The organism is Mesorhizobium sp. M1169 (assembly GCF_040318345.1).
Taxonomy (GTDB): Bacteria; Pseudomonadota; Alphaproteobacteria; order Rhizobiales; family Rhizobiaceae; genus Mesorhizobium.
Map to the genome: position 1 here is coordinate 155466 of NZ_JAMYME010000007.1, position 19742 is coordinate 175207.

Genomic DNA, 19742 nt, shown 5'->3' on the forward strand with positions numbered 1-19742 from the left:
GATGGAAATGTCGCGTGAGCCCTTCGGCATCCAGCCGACCGATCTAAGCGCATTGACGCCGAAGCAGCACGAAGCGCTCTATAGCGACGCCGTGCGTGGCGCCCACCAGGAGAGATCGGAGGCGGTCCGGCTGAGCCTGTCGCGGGTCGGCGCGGCAATAGTCGCTGCGGTAAAGCGCATGTGTGCTCTCGCCGCCAAGGCAAAAGTCGATCAGCCGACGAGCTGCCGCGCGAGGATCAGCACGGCAGCACCCGCCAGGAACATCGCCATAAGGCCGCCGCGCAGTGAGACAAGGCCGGCGACGATCAAGGCTGCCCATTCCGCCGGCCCGGCGCTGAGCGCCGCCGGCGCCACCAGCGTGGTCAGCACCGCCGCCGGCACGGCGCTGAGCCCGGCTTCGACGCGCGGGTGGATTTGATCGAAACGCGAGATCACCAGATGACCGCCGATGCGGGTCAGATAGGTCGCGATGGAACCGGCGACGATGATCCACAAGGTCGTGCTCATGGCCGTGCCTCCACGCCGCTGTGGCGGGGCGGCAGGATGACGGCGAGCAGCACGCCGGCCAGCGCACCTATGGAGACATGCCAGGGCGAGCCGACCGTTTTGTATGCAATAATGGAGGCGGCAGCGCTGGCGACGACCACCGGCAGCCACAGCGGCCGCTTGCGGAAGCTCATGACCAGGCCGAGAAAATAGATCGGCAGCAGGAAATCGATGCCCAACGCATGGGTGTCGGGAATAAGCTTGCCGAACATCGCGCCGAGCGCGCTTTCGCTGATCCAGAACACATAGACCGGCAGCCCAAGCCCCATATACCAGGTGAACCCGACGGTCTCGCCGGCCTCAGCCTTGCGCTCGGCCACCGCGAACTGCGGATCGGTAAGCACGAAGTAGCCTATCGCCTGCTGCACCAGCGGCCAATGCGCGATGCGTCGGCCGATGCCAGCCGAATAGAGCACATGGCGAAAATTTACCGCGAAGATCGACAGCACGATCAGCCACGGCGCGACATGCTGGCCGAACAGCTCGATGCCCACCATCTGGCTGGCGCCGCCGAACACCGTTGCGCTCATCAGGAACGCTTCGAGCACGGAAAACCCGTTGTCGACTGCGAGCGCCCCGAACAGCAACGCGAACGGCGCCGACGCCACCACGACGGGCATGCTGAGCCGCACGCCGTCCCAGAAATCGCTTTTCGCTCCGTTTTCGGAGATTGCTTCCGCCGACATCGACCGCTCCTCGGGAAGCGCCTATGTAGGGAGGGCGGCGCGGCTTGTCACACCAATTTGCTTGAGGCAAACGATCAGCGGAAATGATGGCTGAAGCGTCGCGGCAAGCTCGCTTCCGAGCCTAGCGCGGCGAAGCCTTGCCATCGATCGCCCTGCCCCAGTCAAGCAGCGGTTTTGCCCGCATGACGAAGTCGACGAGTTCGTCGACCAATCCAGCTCCGTAGATATCCGCCGGCTCGATTGCGTGCCGGACGGCAAAATGCCGGTTGCGGATCGCGGCAGCGAGATCGGGCTCGGCGATATGCTCGAAGCCGCGCGGCGTGCGCTTCATGCAGCCGTCCGGGTCGAGCTCGAGGCCGTTCTTCTTCAGCGCCGCGACGAGGCTGCAGAATTCAGCGGGCCGCTTCGCGATCGCGTTGCGCAGCGCCAGCAATAGCTCCGGTCCGGGCTGCCACCAGGCAATGGCGGCAAAGCAGCGCTCGAGCCCGATATGGACGTAAAACACGCCCTGTTCCATCTTGGTGCCGTCGGGCGAAAGGATCGCCGACAAATGCCGGTTATAAGGCCGTTTGTCCTTGGCAAAACGCACGTCGCGATTAATCCGGAACAGCGATTTCTTGCGGTCGCCGCGCAGGCCGAGCCCCAATGCCGTGAAGCGCTCGGAGAGCGTCTCGACCAGATCGCCGAAGGGATCGCGCAGGTCGCGCTCGAAAAGATCGCGGTTTTCCAAAAACCACTCCCGGCTCTGATGAAAATCCAGCGCCTTGAGGAAGGGAATGGCCTTTTGCCCAAATCCATTGAACGCAGCCGCCATCACCCGCCCTTGCCAATCCGCTGCAGCCAGGTGTCCTCGTCGATCACCTCGATGCCGAATTTGGTCGCGTCCTTCAGCTTGGAACCGGCGCCTGGCCCTGCCACCAGGAGATCGGTCTTCGCGGAAACCGAGCCGGCGACCTTCGCCCCGAGACGTTCGGCCATCGCCTTGGCCTCGGGGCGCGTCATCTTTTCCAGCGTGCCTGTAAACACGATTGTCTTGCCGGCGACCGCACTATCGGCTGAGACGTTCACAATGTACGGCTTCGGGTGGACCTGTGTGAGCAGCGCTTCAAGTACGGCGTCGTTGCGTTCATTGCCGAAGAAATCGCGAAGCGCGCCTATCACGGTATCGCCGATGCCGTTGATCGAAGGAAAAACGGTGTGTGGATCGGCTGCTGCTGCTGTCTCCTTGCCAATGCGGATCAACTCCTCGATCGTCGAGAAGGTTCGGGCGAGCACAGCGGCCGTCGTTTCGCCGATATGGCGGATGCCCAGCGCAAAGATGAAGCGATCGAGTTCGGGTTCGCGGCGGGCGTCGACGGCAGCGAAGAGCTTGTCGAGGCCGTCATAGTTGCGTTCCTCGACGCTGCGTACATTCTTGCGCGTTTTGCCCGATGCGGCCTCGCGCTGCCTGGCCTGCTCCTCCCGTCGCTCCGCCAGCGCCTTGGTGACGGCGGGACGGCGGTCCCGGAGGGTGAAGATATCGGCGGCTGTCTTGACCAACCCGGCATTGAAGAACAGGTCTATGTTTTCAGCGCCCAGGCCTTCGATATCCATGGCGCCGCGCGACACAAAGTGGCGTAATCCTTCCACGGCCTGCGCGGGGCAGATCAGCTCGCCGGTGCACCGTCGGCGGGAATCCTCCTTGCCGGTCTTCTCGTTGATCTCGCGCGTTGCGGGTGAGCCGCAGATCGGACATTTGTGCGGGAATTCGTAGGGCACGGCATCTGGCGGACGCTTGTCGACGACGACGCTGACGATCTGCGGAATGACGTCCCCTGCCCGCTGGATGACCACCGTGTCGCCGATACGGATGTCGTTGCCGTCGCGGATCGGCTGGCCGTTGCTGTCCAGACCCTTGATGTAGTCTTCGTTGTGAAGCGTGACATTTTCGACCACGACGCCGCCGACCGTGACGGGCGCAAGCCGGGCAACGGGCGCCAGCGTACCGGTACGGCCGACCTGAATGTCAATCCTGAGCACGGTCGTCATCGCCTGTTCGGCCGGAAATTTATGAGCGATCGCCCAGCGTGGTTCGCCGGTGACGAAGCCCCATCTGCGCTGCAACTCCAATTGGTCGACCTTGTAGACGACGCCGTCGATGTCGTAGCCGAGCGATGAGCGCTGGGCCTCGATAAGGTGATAATGCGCGATCAGTTCGTCGACCGACTTTGCCCGGACCATCAGCGGACTGACCTTGAACCCCCACTCCGCGAATTTTTGCACGGAATCGTATTGGGTCGGAGCTGGATCCTTTGAAGTATAGCCCCAGGCGTAGGCAAAGAATTTGAGGTTGCGGCTGGCGGTAACGGACGGGTCCTTCTGGCGCAGCGATCCGGCCGCCGTGTTACGCGGATTGACGTAATCCTGGCCGCCTATCGCCGCCGAACGCTGCTTCAGCGCCTCGAATTCCGCGTAGGTCATATAGACCTCACCGCGTATTTCGATGACCTCGGGCCAGTCCGATCCCTTCAAGGTCTTGGGAATATCGGCGATGGTCTTGAGATTGGCGGTGATGTCCTCGCCGACGACGCCGTCGCCGCGCGTTGCCCCCTGCACGAACACACCGCCTTCATACCGCAGGGAAGCCGATAGCCCGTCGATCTTCGGCTCAGCCGTGAAGGCGATGTTCAGCTCCTTGTCGCGATCAAAGAATCGCCGGCCCCGTTCTATGAAGTCCGCGACGTCCTGGTCGGTATAGGCCTTGGCGAGGCTAAGCATCGGCACCGCGTGGCGCACCTTTGCAAAACCTTCCGCCGGCGGCGCGCCGACCCTGCGTGAGGGCGAATCCTCGCGCACAAGATGCGGGAACTGCTGCTCGATGGCGAGGTTGCGCCGGGTCAGCGCGTCATATTCCGCATCCGTGATTATCGGCGCGTCCTCGCCATGGTAGCGCCGGTCGTGCTCGGCGATCTCCTGCGCCAACCGCTTCAACTCGCTTGCCGCCTCGCTTTCGCTGAGCGAATCGATTGGTTTTTCGTCCATGCACTGCTCCCTCCACGGTGGCGCGACACAATAGAACAGGATTTTCTCATGAGGGAGAGACCAGACACAGAAAATCATTCCTGAACAGCAGGATGGCGCCATACCCTGACTCAGGTCACGAGCGCCGGAAACGAACTCGCCTGGAGCAATTCCAGGAAAAGTGTGAAACGGTTTTCCGTCCGGAACTGCGCAGAAACAAAGAGGTAGAGCGGTTCGGCGTTTCGGTGAAACGATGAACAGCTCTACGCTGCCGCGGTGTTCTCCCGCAGCAGCCGCTCGGCCGCCGCACGCGCCTCGTCGGTGATGGTGGCACCGGCGAGCATGCGTGCGATCTCTTCCTGCCGCGCCGCCCGGTCCATCTCGGCGATGCCGGTCGAGACCCGGTCGGCACCGCCCGATTTGGAGATCAGGAAATGCGTCGCCGCGCGCGCCGCCACTTGCGGTGCATGCGTGACCGAAAGCACCTGCACGCGTTTTGCCAGCCGCGCCAGCCGCTGGCCGATGGCGTCGGCAACCGCGCCGCCGACGCCGGTGTCAATTTCGTCGAAGACCAAGGTCGGCGCCGACCCGCGATCAGCCAGCGCGACTTTGAGCGCCAGCAGGAAACGCGAAAGCTCGCCGCCGGAAGCGACCTTCATCATAGGGCCGGGCCTGGTGCCGGGATTGGTCCGCACCCAGAACTCGACCTGGTCGATGCCTTCTTCCATGCGGCTCTCGGCATCGCTAGCGATCTCGACGATGAACTCGGCGCGTTCGAGCTTCAGCGCCGGCAGTTCGGCCATCACCGCCTTGCTCAGCCCGACAGCCGCCGCATGGCGAAGCGACGACAGCTGGGCCGCTGCAATGTCATAGGCCTCGCGCGCCGCCGCAGCCTGTTTCTCCAGCGCCTGCAGGCGCTCTTCGCCGGCGTCGAGATCGGCAAGGTCGGCAGCCATGGTGTCACGCAATTGCGCCAGGTCATCGACGGCGACGCTGTGCTTGCGCGAGGCGGCACGCAGCGAAAACAGCCGCTCCTCAGCCTTCTCCAGCCGCTGCGGATCATATTCGGTGGCGCGAAGTGCTGCTTCGACGCCCGACTGCGCCGCGTCGAGCGACAGCATCGCCTCGTCGAGCGACTTGACGACATCCTCGAGCAGCCCGGGCGCTTCGGTGACCTTGCGCTGCAGCCGCCTGAGCAGGCTGGCCAGCTGCGGCAAGGGCGAGGACGGACCCGAGAGCACATCCTGCGCATCGTGGATTTCCGAGGCGATCTTTTCGGCACGCATCATCAAGGCGCGCAATTCGGCCAGCTCGGTCTCTTCGCCAGGTTGCGGATCGAGCCTGGTCAATTCGGCGACCGCTGCACGCAGATAATCGGCCTCACGGGCAGCTGCTTCGACTTTGGCCCGGTGCCGTGAAAATTCCTGCTCGCAGGTACGCCAATGCCGCCACGCCTCGCCGGTTGCCCGAGCAGCGCCGAGATGGCCGCCGAAACTGTCGAGCAACTCGCGATGGGCGCCGGGATCGACCAAAGCGCGCTCGTCATGCTGGCCGTGGATCTCGACCAGCGCACGGCCGATGTCGCGCATCAGCGTCACGCTGGACGGCTGGTCGTTGACGAACACGCGCGTGCGGCCGTCAGCCGTCTGGACGCGGCGCAGGATGATTTCGCCGTCGTCCTCGATGGCATTCTCGGCAAGCAACATGCGAGCCGCGTGGTTGCGCGGCACGTCGAACACGGCGATGATCTGGCCTTGTGCCGCGCCATGCCGCACCAGCGAAGCGTCGCCGCGGGCGCCAAGCGCCAGCGACAAGGCGTCGAGCAGGATGGATTTTCCGGCGCCGGTTTCGCCGGTAAGGACCGAAAGGCCGGACGAGAAGTCGATGTCCAGCTTCTCGATCAGAACGATATCGCGGATCGACAGCCTGGAGAGCATGGTGACGCGCCGCTCAGGCGCCGGTGATCAGCTTCCCGGCCTTGGAGATCCACGATCCGGCATTCTCGCGCGGCTCGAGCCCACCACTCTGCAGGAGCTTGTAGGAGTCCTTGTACCACTGGCTGTCGGGATAGTTGGTGCCGAGCACGGCCGCAGCGGTCTGCGCTTCCGACGTCAGCCCCATCGCATAGTAGCTCTCGGTCAGACGCGCCAGCGCCTCCTCGACATGACGTGTGTTGGAATAGTTCTCCACGACGTTGCGGAACCGTTTGACGGCCGCGATGTATTCGCGGCGCTCGAGATAGTAGCGGCCGATCTGCATCTCCTTGCCGGCGAGCTGATCGTTGGCGAAGCGGATCTTCTCCTTGGCATCATCAACATATTCGGAAGTCGGCCAGCGCGTTACCAGATCCTGCATCGTCTGCGCGGTAAGACGCGCTTCCTTCTGGTCCTGGGTGACGTCCTTGATCTGGCGGTAGTAGCTCAGCCCGATAATATACTGGGCATAGGCTGCATCGTCGGTCGACGGGTAGAGGGTCAGGTAGCGCTTGGCCGAACCGATCGCCTCATCGTAATTGCCCTGACGGTAGTCGGCAAAGGCACCCATCACCATCGATTTGCGGGCGAATTCGGAATATGGATGCTGGCGGTCGACGGCATCGAACTTGCGGCTTGCCTCCTGCAGTCGCCCGGCATTCAGATTGGCGAGACCCTGATTGTAGAGCACGTCGGCCGGCTCGGTCTGATCGACATAGGTCGACAGATCGACGTCCTTCTCGGACGACATGCAGGCCGACAGAAACAGCGATGGAACGACCACCGAAAGCGCCAGGAAAACAGCCCGCCGCGGCGCCTTCGATTGACCAACTCGCTTGAAAAACATGTTTGGATTCCGCCCTTTCGGCGTCATTTCAGTCGACGGCAGCAGCCATAAACCATAATTGCCTTGCCCGGCAACGCTATCCCCGGCCAATCGCACATTTTTGTGGCGCTTTGGCGCTACCTGGAAAACTGTGTAATTTGGCAGGCCGGTGATGCATCCATGCAACACAGCTTGACCGCAACGGGAGCCGCAAGACCTTAAGAATCAGATCATCCAGGGCGCATAGAGGGGTGCGTTGACGGCGCTCATCTCCGCGGTACGCCCGCGCTCGCGGCGCGTCGTCTCAACGATCTCGAAAGCCGAACGGTCGGACAAGAGACGGCGCAGCGCAGCTGCGTTCAGCCTGTGGCCGCCACGATAGGAGCGGAAGCAGCCGATGAACCGGGCACCGGCGAGCGCCAGGTCGCCCATCGCATCCATCGTCTTGTGGCGCGCGAACTCGTTGGGATAGCGCAGGCCTCCCATATTGATCACGCGGTTGTCGTCGCCGATCACCAGGGAGTTTTCCAACGAGGAGCCGAGCGCATAGCCGGCCGCCCACAGCCGCTCGACGTCCTTCATGAAACCGAAAGTGCGGGCCCGCGCGACGTCACGCCGGAAAATGTCGGCGTTCATGTCGGATGCAAAAAGCTGGCGCCCGATCGCCGGGCTTTCGAAATCGATCTCGATCTCGAAGCGCGTGCCGTCATAGGGCCGGAACTCCGCCCAGCAGGCGCCGTTCTCGATGCGAACCGGCTTGACCACCCTGATGTAGCGACGCTTGACCGGCAGCGTTTCGACGCCTGCCTGGTCAATGGCCTCGATGAACATCACTGCGCTACCGTCGAGGATAGGCACCTCATGGCCGTCGATTTCGATGACGAGATTGTCGATCCCAAGCCCGAAAAGCGTCGCCATCAGATGCTCGACCGTGGCAATGTGCTCGCCCTGCGGATCGCCGAGCATGGTGCAGAGGTCGGTGGCACCGACCTCGGAAACGAGCGCGCGAAATTCGTGGCTTCCGCTTGCATTCGAAAGCTGGAAGACGACACCCGTATCGGCGTCCGCCGGCAGGAAATGGACGGTGACCGGATTGCCACTGTGAACGCCGATGCCGGTCAGCGTCGCGCGCGATTTAAGTGTCGTCTGATAGTCGTGCAAAACAATCCCCATAGCCCTTGCTGCCTAGGTCCGCTTCATCTGCCCTGAGGGCGCGGCTCTTGATTGATCGGCAGGCAGGGCCACTTCCCCGAGACTCCCAGCAAACCGACTTTGGTCGGTGGCGAAGATAATGATCCCGCAGGGAGACTCCAAATCACGGTTTCTTACTCTTTGTAACTGCGGTCCAGCGCGGGATTGCCCCATAAGTCCTTGTTTTACAATCACTTTTAAAGTTTACAGGCGAACAGTTTCCTGCTCGCCTGTTAATAACTGTTACGAACCGTTAACAGATCAATTGGCCTGTCGGCGCAGGAAGGCGGGAATCTCCAACTGATCGTCTTCCTGGACAGCCCGGCTCTGCGGCGTCAGGCGGCCCTGCTCGTCCAGTTGGCCGCGGCGCGGCGCGTAAAGCTGCGGATCCTGGCTGGCTAGGCGGCGCACTTCGGCCGGCGCCTGGCGCAGTTTCGGTTCGCGCGGCTGCGCCGGCTGCAGCCGTGCAGGCTCCTCTTCGCGGCGGGTCAGACCGTTGGTCAGGCGCTTGAGCAACCCCATCGGGCCGCTGTTCTCGTGGTCGGCCGGGCGGATCTTGGCTTCCACTTCGGCCTTCACCTGCGGCGGGAAATCCTCGACCCGCGGCATGCGCTGGGGCGCTGCGGCAACCGGCTGCGGCATTTCACGATGCGGAGCCGGCTGCATCGCTTGCTGAACCACTGGCTGCATCATCGGCTGCGGCTGAGCCGGTGGCGCCTGGAAGATCTTGCTCTGCGGGCGGAAGTCTTCCGCATGGGCGACCGGTGCCGGGCGGGCCTGCGCCATCGCTGCCGCATTCGCCTCGGCGAGCTGAATGGCCTCGGCGACCGGATCGGCAGCACGTGGTTCATAGATCGGCTGCTGGACAGGCGCCGGGCGCATTTCCGTGACCTGAGCCGCCGGGCGGCTGACCGGCTTCGGCGGAGCCGTGCGGATGGCGATCGGCGCGGCAGCGATTTCGGCCGCCGATTTGTCGATGCCGGTGGCGACCACCGACACGCGGATAACGCCTTCGAGTTCCTCGTCGAAGGTGGCGCCCAGAATGATGTTGGCGTCCTGGTCGACCTCTTCGCGAATGCGGGTTGCCGCCTCATCGACTTCGAACAGGGTCAGGTCGCGGCCGCCGGTGATCGAGATCAGCAGACCCTTGGCGCCCTTCATCGAGGTCTCGTCGAGCAGCGGGTTGGCGATGGCCGCTTCCGCCGCGGCCATTGCACGGCCCTCGCCCGAAGCCTCGCCGGTCCCCATCATCGCCTTGCCCATTTCGCGCATGACCGAGCGGACGTCGGCGAAGTCGAGATTGATCAGGCCTTCCTTGACCATCAGGTCGGTGATGCAGGCAACGCCCGAATAGAGCACCTGGTCGGCCATGGCGAAGGCATCGGCGAAGGTGGTCTTGTCATTGGCCAGCCGGAACAGGTTCTGGTTGGGAATGACGATCAGGGTATCGACGCATTTCTGCAGTTCCTCGATACCCATGTCGGCCGTCTTCATGCGGCGCTGGCCTTCGAAGTGGAACGGCTTGGTGACGACGCCGACGGTGAGGATACCCTTTTCGCGGGCAGCGCGCGCGACGACGGGGGCCGCCCCGGTGCCGGTACCGCCGCCCATGCCGGCGGTGACGAAGCACATATGCGTGTTGGAGAGATGATCGATGATCTCGTCGATGCACTCTTCCGCCGCCGCGCGCCCGACTTCAGGCTGCGATCCGGCGCCAAGACCCTCGGTGACATGCGCACCGAGCTGGATCAGCCGCTCGGCCTTCGACATCGTCAGTGCCTGCGCGTCGGTGTTGGCCACCACGAACTCAACGCCGCGCAAGCCGGCGGTGATCATGTTGTTGACGGCATTGCCGCCGCCGCCGCCGACACCGAATACGGTGATGCGCGGCTTGAGCTCGGTGATGTCCGGCTTCTGCAGATTGATGGTCATTGTCTTCGTCCTTTGCCTTTCCCGCCGCTTCGCCGCCGCGGCCGCCTATGGGGCTGTCCCCGTCAAATTAAAAACTGTCTCTCAACCACTGACTCATTCGATGCAGTTTTCCGCCTGTTCCGGTCATCCGAAGACCGGAAATTCCCTTCGCCGGGCGGCTCTCGAAGCTCGCCATCTGCGGGTAGATCAGAAGCCCGACGGGCGTCGAAAAAGCCGGCCCCTTGGCCGCCTCGGGTAGGCCTGCCACGCCAAGCGGGCGTCCGATGCGCACATTGCGGCCGAGAATGCGGCGTGCTGCTTCTGGCAGGCCGGCAAGCTGGCTGGCGCCGCCGGTCAGCACCACACGCTTGCCGACGGCATTGCCGTAGCCGGACTTGTTCAGCCGGTCGCGCAACAATTCCAGCGTCTCGTCGATGCGAGCGCGGATGATGCGCGTCATCACCGAGCGCGGGATCTGCAACGGCACCTCGCCGTCCTCGCCGATCGGATGGATGGAAACCAGGTCGCGGTCGTCGGCACTGCCAGGCAGCGCCGAGCCATGCATCACTTTCAGCCTTTCGGCGGCATCGAGCGAGGTCGACAGGCCCTTGGCCATATCCAGCGTGACGTGGTTGCCGCCGATCGCGATGGCATCGCCGTGGACGAACTTGCCTTCCGAAAACACCGAGATCGTCGTCGTGCCGCCGCCCATGTCGATGCAGGCCGCGCCCATTTCGAGCTCGTCGTCGACCAGCGCAGCAAGCCCACTGGCATAGGGCGTCGCCACCATGCGTTCGACCGACAGATGCGAGCGGTTGATGCAGAGCTCCAGATTGCGCAAGGGCGCTGCGTCGCCTGTCAGCACGTGCATGTCGACGCCAAGCTGGTCGCCAACCATGCCGCGCGGATCGCGCACACCGCGCTCGGCATCCAGCGAAAAGGCTACGGGAAGCGAATGGATCACCTCGCGCTCGGCCCGCAACGCCTGCTTGGCGCCGGCGGCAAGCACCCGCTTGATGTCGGCCTCGTCGGCCTCATGGCCGCCGAGATTGATGGTGGCCGAAAAAGCCTCGCTCTTCAGCCGGCCGGCAGTCATGTTGACGATCAGCGAATCGACCGTCAGTCCCGCCATGCGTTCGGCGGCGTCGACGGCAAGACGGATGGCGTGCTCGGCACGGTCGAGATCGATGACGACGCCCGATTTCACGCCTTGCGATTTCTGGTGGCCGATGCCGATCACCTGGACGCGATGCGAGCGGCCGCGCAGCAGCTTGCCATCGTCGCGCGGCTTGAGTTTGGCCACCACGCAGCAGACCTTGCTGGAGCCGACATCCAGCACCGTCAGGATGCCGGACCGGCGCGACGAGGCATCGCTATTGCCGCCAAGCCAGCTCATATCTTCGTCTCCGGCTTGCGCTTCAGCATCTTGGGCTTTTCGTCGAGCGCGGCTTGGCGCTGTGTCGCCGCTTCCGGCGTCAACTGGACGACCAGACGATCGGAAAGGCGCATGTCGACGGCGGCGATGTCGCGCGTCAAAAGCCCGTTCTCGTGATCCATCCTGACCAGGTCGGCAATCGCCTGATCCTCACCGTCTTCGGGGAGCTTGATCGTGATGCCGTTTTCAAGCTTGAGATCCCAGCGCCGTTCGCCGATGCGGATATAGCCCTTGATCCGCGCGGCGAGCTCCGGATAATTCTTGATCTTGGCCAGGAAATCCGGCGCTTTGGCCGGTGCGCCGGTGCCGATGATCAGCGGCAGCAATATCTGCTTGCCGCCGGAGAACGGCGCAATGACGGTGCCGGATTTCTCGATGACCGAAAGCGCGCTGCCTTGCTGCCACAGCGCGAACGGCTCGCGCTCCTCGACGCGCACTTCCAGCGTATGCGGGTAGACCTTGCGCACTGCCGCGGCTTCGACCCAGGGTAGCGTGGTGATGCGTTCGCGCGCGGCTTCGGCATCGAAGCCGATCAGCGAGGTCCAGCCGTCGAGTTCCAGCCTGTCGAGAATATCTATCTCGGACGTTTCGCGGTTGCCGACGACCTTGACCTGGTCGACGGCAAAGCCGGTGCGGGCGGTGACACTCTGGACGATGGCGTCGGAATATCCGCCGAGATAGGCGCCATAGGCACTGCTCGAAACAAGCAGTGCCGCCGACAGCATGGCAGCGCAATAGGGCGGCGCTTCGAAGTCGCCTTCGCCGAGGCGCGCCAGCACGCGCACCGGCCGGCGGAGCAGGCGCGGCAGCACGAAATGGTCGAACGACAACGGCATGCCGAACAGCGCCGGCCCGGCCGTGCCCTTCCCCTTGCCCTGTCCCCACTTCAACGCAGACACGAAGCGTCCTCCACCATCCAACTCAACAAATCGCCGAACGAGTGTCCCGCTTGCGCGGCGATTTCCGGCACCAAAGACGTCGGCGTCATGCCCGGCTGGGTGTTGACCTCGAGCCAGACAATTTCGCCGTTTTCGGAGTGACGATCGTCATAACGGAAGTCCGACCGGGAAACGCCCCGGCAGCCGATAGCTTGGTGAGCCTTGAGCGTCAGTGTCTGTATTTTTTGGTAAATATTCGGTGAAAGTTTTGCCGGGCATTCGTGTTTTGATCCTCCCGCGACGTATTTTGAATCATAGTCGTAGAAGGAATGGCCGGTCGGGATGATCTCGCAGACACCGAGCGCCACATCGCCCATCACCGCGCAGGTCAATTCCCGCCCGTGAACATAACGCTCGACCATCACCGTATCGCCATATCTCCACTCGGACGAGCCGATGATCTGCGGCGGATGCGACTGGCCTTCATGGACGATGACGACACCGAAGCTCGACCCTTCGTTGACCGGCTTGACGACGTAGGGCGGCTTCATCGGGTGCTTGTTCTGGATGGCGAAGCGATTGGCCACCTTCGATTCCGCCACCGGAATGCCTCCCGCCTTGGCGACCTTCTTGGCCTGTTCCTTGTTCATCGCGAGCGCCGAGGCAAGCACGCCGGAATGGGTGTACGGAATGGCGAGGTACTCGAGGATACCCTGGATGGTGCCGTCCTCGCCGAAGGGGCCGTGCAGCGCATTGAAGACGACGTCAGGCTTGAGCGCGCTGAGCACCGAGCCGATATCGCGCGAGACGTCGACGCGGGTGACCTGGTAGCCCTCTCCCTCGAGCGCATCGGCGCAGGCCTTACCCGACGACAGGGACACGGGCCGCTCGGACGAGAATCCCCCCAGAAGGACGGCCACATGCTTGCTTGTCATTCCCCGTCATTTCCTCTCACAGCAGGCCTGCACCATCGTGCATGCCCCGAAAAGCATCGCGCGCGCTCAAATGCGCCGAGCAACTTCGCTCCCGTGTTTCCGCAACATTGAGTCCGAGTCTCCCGGCAGGTTGCCCCCCAGACGGAAACGCGAGTAACGCGTCGAAACGACTCAAATCAGGAAACGCTTCAGGGCAGAGAATCAGAGAGTTGATTCGCTGGCAAGTGCTTACGATTCCGATGGATTCACTTTCCGCAAAAACGGCAGCAAAATGTGAATTCATGAGTCCAAAAGGCAACGGCGGTCAGCTTGCCTAAAGCAACTGTCCGAGAAATTCCTGGACGGCATGGCCCGGCCGAAAATTACCGATGCGCTTGATCTCCCACTGCAGCCGGATGCCTGATCTTTCGAGCACGCGCGCACGCACCGTCTCACCGAGATATTCAAGCTCGTAGCCCGTGGCGGTTCCGGTGTTGATCATGAAGTTGCAATGCATCGGCGACATCTGCGCCCCGCCGACCATCAGGCCGCGGCAGCCGGCCTTGTCGATCTCCTTCCAGGCCGAGGTGCCCTCAGGATTCTTGAAGGTAGAGCCACCGGTCTTTTCGCGGATCGGCTGCACGGTCTCGCGATGGTTCTGGACAGCATCCATCGCGGCCTTGATCGCCGCCTTGTCCTCGGGAATGCCTTCGAGCAGCGCCGACGTGAAGATCAGCCCGGACGGCGCCGCTGAATGGCGATAGGCATAGCCCATATCGGCATTGCTCAGCGTATGAACATTGCCCTTGCGGTCGAGTGCCCGCACCTCGACCACGCGCTCGCGCGTCTCGACGCCATTGGCGCCGGCGTTCATCCTCAGCGCTCCGCCAATGGCGCCGGGAATGCCGTGGTAGAAATGAAAGCCACCGATGCCGGCCTCGTAGGCAACGGCCGCAAGGCGCTTGTCGGGTGTCGCGGCGCCCGCCTTGATCGTAGTCGGCGCAATCACTTCGGTCTCGCCAAAGCCTTTGGCCGAAAGCCGGATGACAAAGCCCGCAATGCCGCCGTCACGGACAAGCAGGTTCGAGCCGACGCCGACGATGGTCAGCGGAATTTCCTCCGGCACCGCCTTCAGGAACGTGGCAAGATCGTCCTCGTCGGCCGGCTGGAACAATGCGTCCGCCAGCCCGCCGGCTCGAAACCAGGTGATCTTGTCCATCTCGGCATTGGGCATGATGCGGCCGCGCAGTCCGGCAAGCCGGTCGCCAAGCTTCTCGATCAACGCCTGGCCGCGCATCATGAGATGGTCCCGCCGAGTTCCCTGGGCAGCGCATAGGCCCATTGCGTGATGTTGCCGGCGCCGAGGAAGACGACGAAATCGCCCGGCTTCGCCACCTCGCGCACAATCGGCGCAATCGCCGCCGGACCTTCGATGTAGCGTGCGTCGCGATGGCCGCCGGAGCGGATGCGCGACACCAGTGCGTCGGACGTAACGCCGTCGATCGGCTCCTCGCCGGCCGCATAGACGGGCGCCACCATTACCGTATCGGCATCGTTGAAGCAGACGGAAAACTCGTCGAACAGATCGCGCAGCCGGGTGAAGCGATGCGGTTGGGTAACGGCGATGATGCGGCCCTTGGTGGCGCTGCGCGCAGCCTTCAGTACCGCCGTGATCTCGACCGGATGATGACCGTAATCGTCGAACACATCGACACCGTTCCACGAACCGGTATGGGTGAAACGCCGCTTGACGCCGGCGAAGGACGACAGGCCCTTCTTGATTGCCTCAGCCGAAAGGCCGAGCTCATGCGCGACGGCAATCGCCGCCGTCGCATTGGAAACATTGTGGCGCCCGGGCATAGGCAGCCGCAGGCCTGATATCGTTATCTGGCCGTGCGTCTTGCGGTCGCGGATCACCACGTCGAATTCCGAGGTCGGGCCGTCCATGCGGTGATTGGTGAAGCGCACGTCGGCCTGCGCATTTTCGCCATAGGTGATGACGCGCCGGTCCTCGATGCGGCCGACCAGCGCCTGCACCTCGGGATGGTCGGTGCACATCACACCAAAGCCGTAGAACGGCACATTCTCGACGAACTGACGAAACGCTTCGCGCACTTTGTCGAAGGAGCCGTAATGGTCGAGGTGCTCGGGGTCGATATTGGTGACGACGGCAATCTCGGCCGGCAGCTTGAGGAAGGTGCCGTCGCTCTCGTCGGCCTCGACCACCATCCATTCGCCGTCTCCCATGCGGGCATTGGTGCCATAGGCATTGATGATGCCGCCATTGATTACCGTCGGGTCGAGCCCGCCGGCTTCGAGTAGCGTCGCCACCATCGAAGTCGTCGTCGTCTTGCCATGCGTGCCGCCGATCGCCACCGCTTGCCGGAAGCGCATCAGTTCGGCCAGCATTTCGGCGCGCCGCACGATCGGCAGCAACTTCTCTCTCGCCGCCTTCAGCTCCGGATTGGATTTCTTGATTGCGGTGGAGACGACGACCACTTCGGCCTCGCCGAGGTTTTCGGCCTGATGGCCGACGAAGCATTCGATGCCCTTGTCGCGCAGCCGCTGCACATTGGCGCTGTCGGCCTGATCGGATCCCTGCACCTTGTAGCCGAGATTGTGCAGCACCTCGGCGATGCCGCTCATGCCGATGCCGCCAATGCCGATGAAATGCACGAGGCCGATCGTCTGTGGCATCTTCATGCGTGCGTCTCCTTCCTGAATTCCGAAACGGATTTCCTGGACGCAATAGCCTCTGTCAGATCGGCGAGCAACCGCGCGGCATCCGGTTTTCCGGACGATTTCGCCGCCGCGGCCATTGTCGCCGCCTTGCCTGGATCATCCATCAGCCCGCCGACAAGCACGGCGATCCGCTCCGCCGAAAGCGTGGATTGCGGATGCACCTCGGCGCCGCCCGCTGCCGCAAGGGCCGCCGCATTCGCCGCCTGGTCGTGGTCGAGCGCGTGCGGATAAGGCACCAGCAGCGCCGGCCGGCCGATCACCGCGATTTCCGATACGGTCGATGCGCCGGAGCGCGACATCACCAGATGCGCCGCCGCCAGCCGCGCCGCCATGTCGGTGAAGAAGGGCGACACCTCGGCCTCGATGCCAAGCGTGGCATAGGCGGCTTTCACCCGCGTCACATCGTCGGCGCGCGCCTGCTGGGTGATCGCCAGCCGCCTGCGCTGTGCATCGGAAAGCCGGGCGATCGCCGCCGGCACCGCATCGGAAAAGAACTGCGCGCCTTGGCTGCCGCCAAACACCAGAAATCGGAACGGCTCTTCACCGGCCGATGCGGCATAAGGCGTCTTCGCCGCTTCCAGCACTTGCGGCCTGACCGGATTGCCGGTGGTCACCGTCTTGACGCCTGTAGCACTTGTGTCTTCCGGTAGGAAACCACCGGCAATAGCGTCGACGCGGCCGGCGAGCGCCCGGTTGGCACGGCCCATCACCGCGTTCTGCTCGTGGATCAGCGTCGGCACCTTGCGCCGGGTCGCGGCATAGAGCGGCGGCAGCGTCGGATAGCCGCCGAAGCCGACCACGATGGCGGGCTTGACGCTGGCGATGACGGCCGATGCCTGCCGCACCCCGCGCCAGATTTTCCAAAATGCGGCGAGCACGGCAAAAGGATTTTTCGACCCCATCGTCGCCGACTGGATCGGATGGATGGCGGCCGCCGGGAACTGCCCGGCAAAGCGCTCGGCGCGTTCGTCCGTCGCCAGATGCACCGCCCAGCCGCGCCCGGTCAGTTCGTGCGCCAGTGCCTCGGCCGGGAACAGATGTCCGCCCGTGCCGCCCGCCGCCAGAAGGATGACCCCCTTGGCCATCTCACTCCGCCGGCATCGCACGCGGCGACGGCATGAAGCCCAGCTGCTTGCGCTTTTCCGGGCGCTTGCGCGTCAGCGCCAGCACCATGCCCATCGAGATGGCGATCGCGATCTGCGAGGAGCCGCCGTAGGAGATGAACGGCAGCGTCATGCCCTTGGCCGGCATCAGCTGCAGATTGACGGCCATGTTGATGACCGACTGCAGGCCGAAGACCGTGACCAGGCCGCCAACCGCGTAGCGGGTGAAATCGTCCTGCTCCCTGAGCGCCGTGTTGAGACCGCGCAGCACGATGAAACCGAAGATGGACATGATGAAGAAACACATGATCAGCCCGAATTCCTCGCCGGCGACGGAGAAGACGAAGTCGGCGTGGCTGTCGGGGATGACCCGCTTGACAGTACCCTCGCCCGGCCCGACGCCGAACCAGCCGCCATTGATCAGCGCCTCGCGGCCCATGTCGACCTGGAACGTGTCGCCCTCGCCGGTCATGAAGCGGTCGATGCGGCCGGCAACGTGCGGGAACACCGCATAGGCAGCGAACACGCCGCCGACGCCGGCAGCACCCAGCGCGACGATCCACAGCCACGGCAACCCGGCCATGAAGAACATCACCCCCCAGGTGCCGAGCACCAGCATGGTCTGCCCAAGGTCAGGCTGCGCCACCAGCAGTGAGATGACCAGTGCAAGCAGCAACATGGCGAACAAATTGCCCGGAATGTCCGGCTGGCGCTTGTGCTCGGCGAACAGCCAGGCGCAGATGATGACGAAGGCCGGTTTCAGGAACTCCGACGGCTGGATCGAGAGGCCGGCAAGCGACACCCAACGCCGCGCGCCCTTCACCTCGACGCCGATATAGAGCACCGCCACCATCAAAAACAGCATGATGCACAGCATGACCAGCGCCATGCGCCGGATCTGCCTGGATTCAAGGAACGAGACGGCCAGCATCACCCCAAGTGCCGGAATGGTGAAGATAATCTGGCGCGTCGCGAAGTGGAAACTGTCTAGCCCGATGCGCTCGGCCACCGCCGGGCTTGCGGCGAAGGACAAAACGATGCCGAGCCCCATCAGCGACAGGAACGCCGCCAGGAACCACCGATCGATCGTCCACCACCAGGTCGCCACAGGGCTTTTGTCGAGACGGCTTTGCATTATCGTGTCCCTCCGATGGGCTTCACGCCATCAATGGCGGTTGCGGCTTGCCTGAACGCCTCGCCGCGGACTTCGAAATTCTTGAATTGGTCGAAACTGGCGCAGGCCGGCGACAGCAGCACCACTGCCTCGCCGCTACTATCCCCGGCCGCATCGCGGGCGGCGTGTTCGACTGCCGCCGCCAACGTGCCTGATATCTCGTAGGGCACCGCTTCGCCCAGCGTCGCCGAAAAGGCCGGTGCGGCTTCGCCGATCAGATAGGCCTTGGCGATGCGCGGGAAGAAGCCGCGTAACGGCTCGATGCCGCCCTCTTTCGGCAGGCCGCCGGCAATCCAGTAGATACGCGCAAAGCTCGACAGCGCCGGTGCAGCGGCATCGGCATTGGTCGCCTTGGAATCGTTGACGAACAGCACATGCCCTTTGCGGCCGACCTGCTCCATGCGGTGCGCCAGCCCAGGGAAACTCTCCAGTCCGGATTGGATCTCGCCGAGCTCGAGCCCGACCTTGAGGCAGGCGGCGGCGGCGGCCAGCGCGTTCTGCGCATTGTGCTGGCCGCGCAACGAGCCGATGCCTTCGAGGAAGGCGACACGGCTGTAGCGGCCGTGCACGGCTTCCATTAAGTTGGTGCCGTCAGCGAAATAGCCGTCGGTCAGCGGCAGCCGCTTGGAGATGCGGATGACCTGCCGGCCGGCCCGCTCCAGCCGATCGGCGATCTGGGCGCACCAGGAATCGTCGACACCGATGATTGCCGTCTCGCTGCCGGCCACCAGCCGCTCCTTGATCGAGGCGTAGTGTTGCATCGTGCCATGGCGGTCGAGATGGTCCGGCGTCAGATTGAGCAGCACACCGGCCGTCGGGTTGATCGAAGGGGCAAGATCGATCTGGTAGGAAGAGCACTCAACCACATAATGCCGTTCAGGCTGCGGCGGATCGAGCGTCATCACCGCGCGGCCGATATTCCCGCCCATCTGCGTGTCGCGCCCAGCCGATTTTAGGATGTGCGCCGTCAGTGCCGTGGTCGTCGACTTGCCGTTGGTGCCGGTAATGGCAATGAAAGGTGCTGCCGGTGCCAGCAGCATCCGCTCACGGCAGAAAAGCTCGATGTCGCCGATGATCTCCACGCCTGAGCCCCGCGCCAACTCGACGGTCCAGTGTGGCTTGGGATGCGTCAGCGGCACGCCGGGCGACAGCACGAAGGCGGAAAACCTCGCCCAGTCCGCACCGCGCAGGTCCGCTGTCGTGATGCCGACCGCGCCGGCCTTGGCGACGCTGTCGGGATTGTCGTCCCAGGCCAGCACATCCGCGCCGCCCTCGATCAGCGCGCGCGCCGTGGCAATCCCCGAGCCACCGAGCCCGAAGAGCGAAACGCGCTTGCCTGAAAAGGATGCGGCGGGGATCAAGC

Annotated in this window: 16 protein-coding genes; all 16 read right to left on the bottom strand. The window is 63.7% G+C overall.

Features of this window, described 5'->3' with window-relative positions; all coding sequences use genetic code 11:
• Window positions 1–210 precede the first annotated feature (210 nt).
• A complete protein-coding gene (locus NKH41_RS10215; protein WP_352767756.1) occupies window positions 211–507 on the bottom strand; it encodes an AzlD family protein in 297 nt (98 codons plus the stop codon).
• Window positions 504–1232, bottom strand: a complete 729-nt coding sequence (locus NKH41_RS10220; protein WP_352778739.1) for an AzlC family ABC transporter permease — start codon at window positions 1230–1232, stop codon at window positions 504–506. Before NKH41_RS10220 ends, NKH41_RS10215 begins: the two co-directional genes overlap by 4 nt.
• 121 nt (window positions 1233–1353) lie before the next feature.
• On the bottom strand, window positions 1354–2046 hold the full coding sequence (locus NKH41_RS10225; RefSeq protein ID WP_352767754.1) for a DUF2461 domain-containing protein: 693 nt from the start codon (window positions 2044–2046) through the stop codon (window positions 1354–1356).
• Entirely contained in the window at window positions 2046–4253 is a 2208-nt protein-coding gene (ligA, locus tag NKH41_RS10230; RefSeq protein WP_352767752.1) for an NAD-dependent DNA ligase LigA, read from the bottom strand. The genes NKH41_RS10225 and ligA overlap by 1 nt, the downstream gene beginning before the upstream one ends.
• Before the next feature lie 242 nt (window positions 4254–4495).
• On the bottom strand, window positions 4496–6169 hold the full coding sequence (gene recN, locus NKH41_RS10235) for a DNA repair protein RecN (protein ID WP_352767750.1): 1674 nt from the start codon (window positions 6167–6169) through the stop codon (window positions 4496–4498).
• 13 nt (window positions 6170–6182) lie between these two features.
• Window positions 6183–7052 (bottom strand): outer membrane protein assembly factor BamD, encoded by an 870-nt coding sequence (locus NKH41_RS10240; protein ID WP_352501057.1) that lies wholly within the window; start codon window positions 7050–7052, stop codon window positions 6183–6185.
• 204 nt (window positions 7053–7256) lie between these two features.
• Entirely contained in the window at window positions 7257–8204 is a 948-nt protein-coding gene (gene lpxC, locus NKH41_RS10245; RefSeq protein ID WP_352471566.1) for a UDP-3-O-acyl-N-acetylglucosamine deacetylase, read from the bottom strand.
• A 279-nt stretch (window positions 8205–8483) separates the two neighbouring features.
• Window positions 8484–10154 (bottom strand): cell division protein FtsZ, encoded by a 1671-nt coding sequence (gene ftsZ, locus NKH41_RS10250; RefSeq protein ID WP_352767748.1) that lies wholly within the window; start codon window positions 10152–10154, stop codon window positions 8484–8486.
• Between the two features lie 67 nt (window positions 10155–10221).
• The gene (ftsA, locus tag NKH41_RS10255; protein ID WP_023676759.1) at window positions 10222–11529 is read right to left on the bottom strand and encodes a cell division protein FtsA; all 1308 of its coding nucleotides are present in this window, start codon (window positions 11527–11529) and stop codon (window positions 10222–10224) included.
• The gene (locus NKH41_RS10260) at window positions 11526–12467 is read right to left on the bottom strand and encodes a cell division protein FtsQ/DivIB (protein ID WP_352742469.1); all 942 of its coding nucleotides are present in this window, start codon (window positions 12465–12467) and stop codon (window positions 11526–11528) included. The genes ftsA and NKH41_RS10260 overlap by 4 nt, the downstream gene beginning before the upstream one ends.
• Entirely contained in the window at window positions 12455–13381 is a 927-nt protein-coding gene (locus NKH41_RS10265) for a D-alanine--D-alanine ligase (RefSeq protein ID WP_352471563.1), read from the bottom strand. Before NKH41_RS10265 ends, NKH41_RS10260 begins: the two co-directional genes overlap by 13 nt.
• A 313-nt stretch (window positions 13382–13694) precedes the next feature.
• A complete protein-coding gene (gene murB, locus NKH41_RS10270) occupies window positions 13695–14660 on the bottom strand; it encodes a UDP-N-acetylmuramate dehydrogenase (RefSeq protein ID WP_352767746.1) in 966 nt (321 codons plus the stop codon).
• Entirely contained in the window at window positions 14657–16063 is a 1407-nt protein-coding gene (murC, locus tag NKH41_RS10275; protein WP_352471560.1) for a UDP-N-acetylmuramate--L-alanine ligase, read from the bottom strand. Before murC ends, murB begins: the two co-directional genes overlap by 4 nt.
• Window positions 16060–17187 (bottom strand): undecaprenyldiphospho-muramoylpentapeptide beta-N-acetylglucosaminyltransferase, encoded by a 1128-nt coding sequence (gene murG / locus NKH41_RS10280; protein WP_352539519.1) that lies wholly within the window; start codon window positions 17185–17187, stop codon window positions 16060–16062. The genes murC and murG overlap by 4 nt, the downstream gene beginning before the upstream one ends.
• A 1-nt stretch (window position 17188) precedes the next feature.
• The gene (ftsW, locus tag NKH41_RS10285; protein ID WP_352456168.1) at window positions 17189–18340 is read right to left on the bottom strand and encodes a putative lipid II flippase FtsW; all 1152 of its coding nucleotides are present in this window, start codon (window positions 18338–18340) and stop codon (window positions 17189–17191) included.
• The gene (gene murD / locus NKH41_RS10290) at window positions 18340–19740 is read right to left on the bottom strand and encodes a UDP-N-acetylmuramoyl-L-alanine--D-glutamate ligase (protein WP_352471558.1); all 1401 of its coding nucleotides are present in this window, start codon (window positions 19738–19740) and stop codon (window positions 18340–18342) included. The genes ftsW and murD overlap by 1 nt, the downstream gene beginning before the upstream one ends.
• Between the last annotated feature and the right edge of the window lie 2 nt (window positions 19741–19742).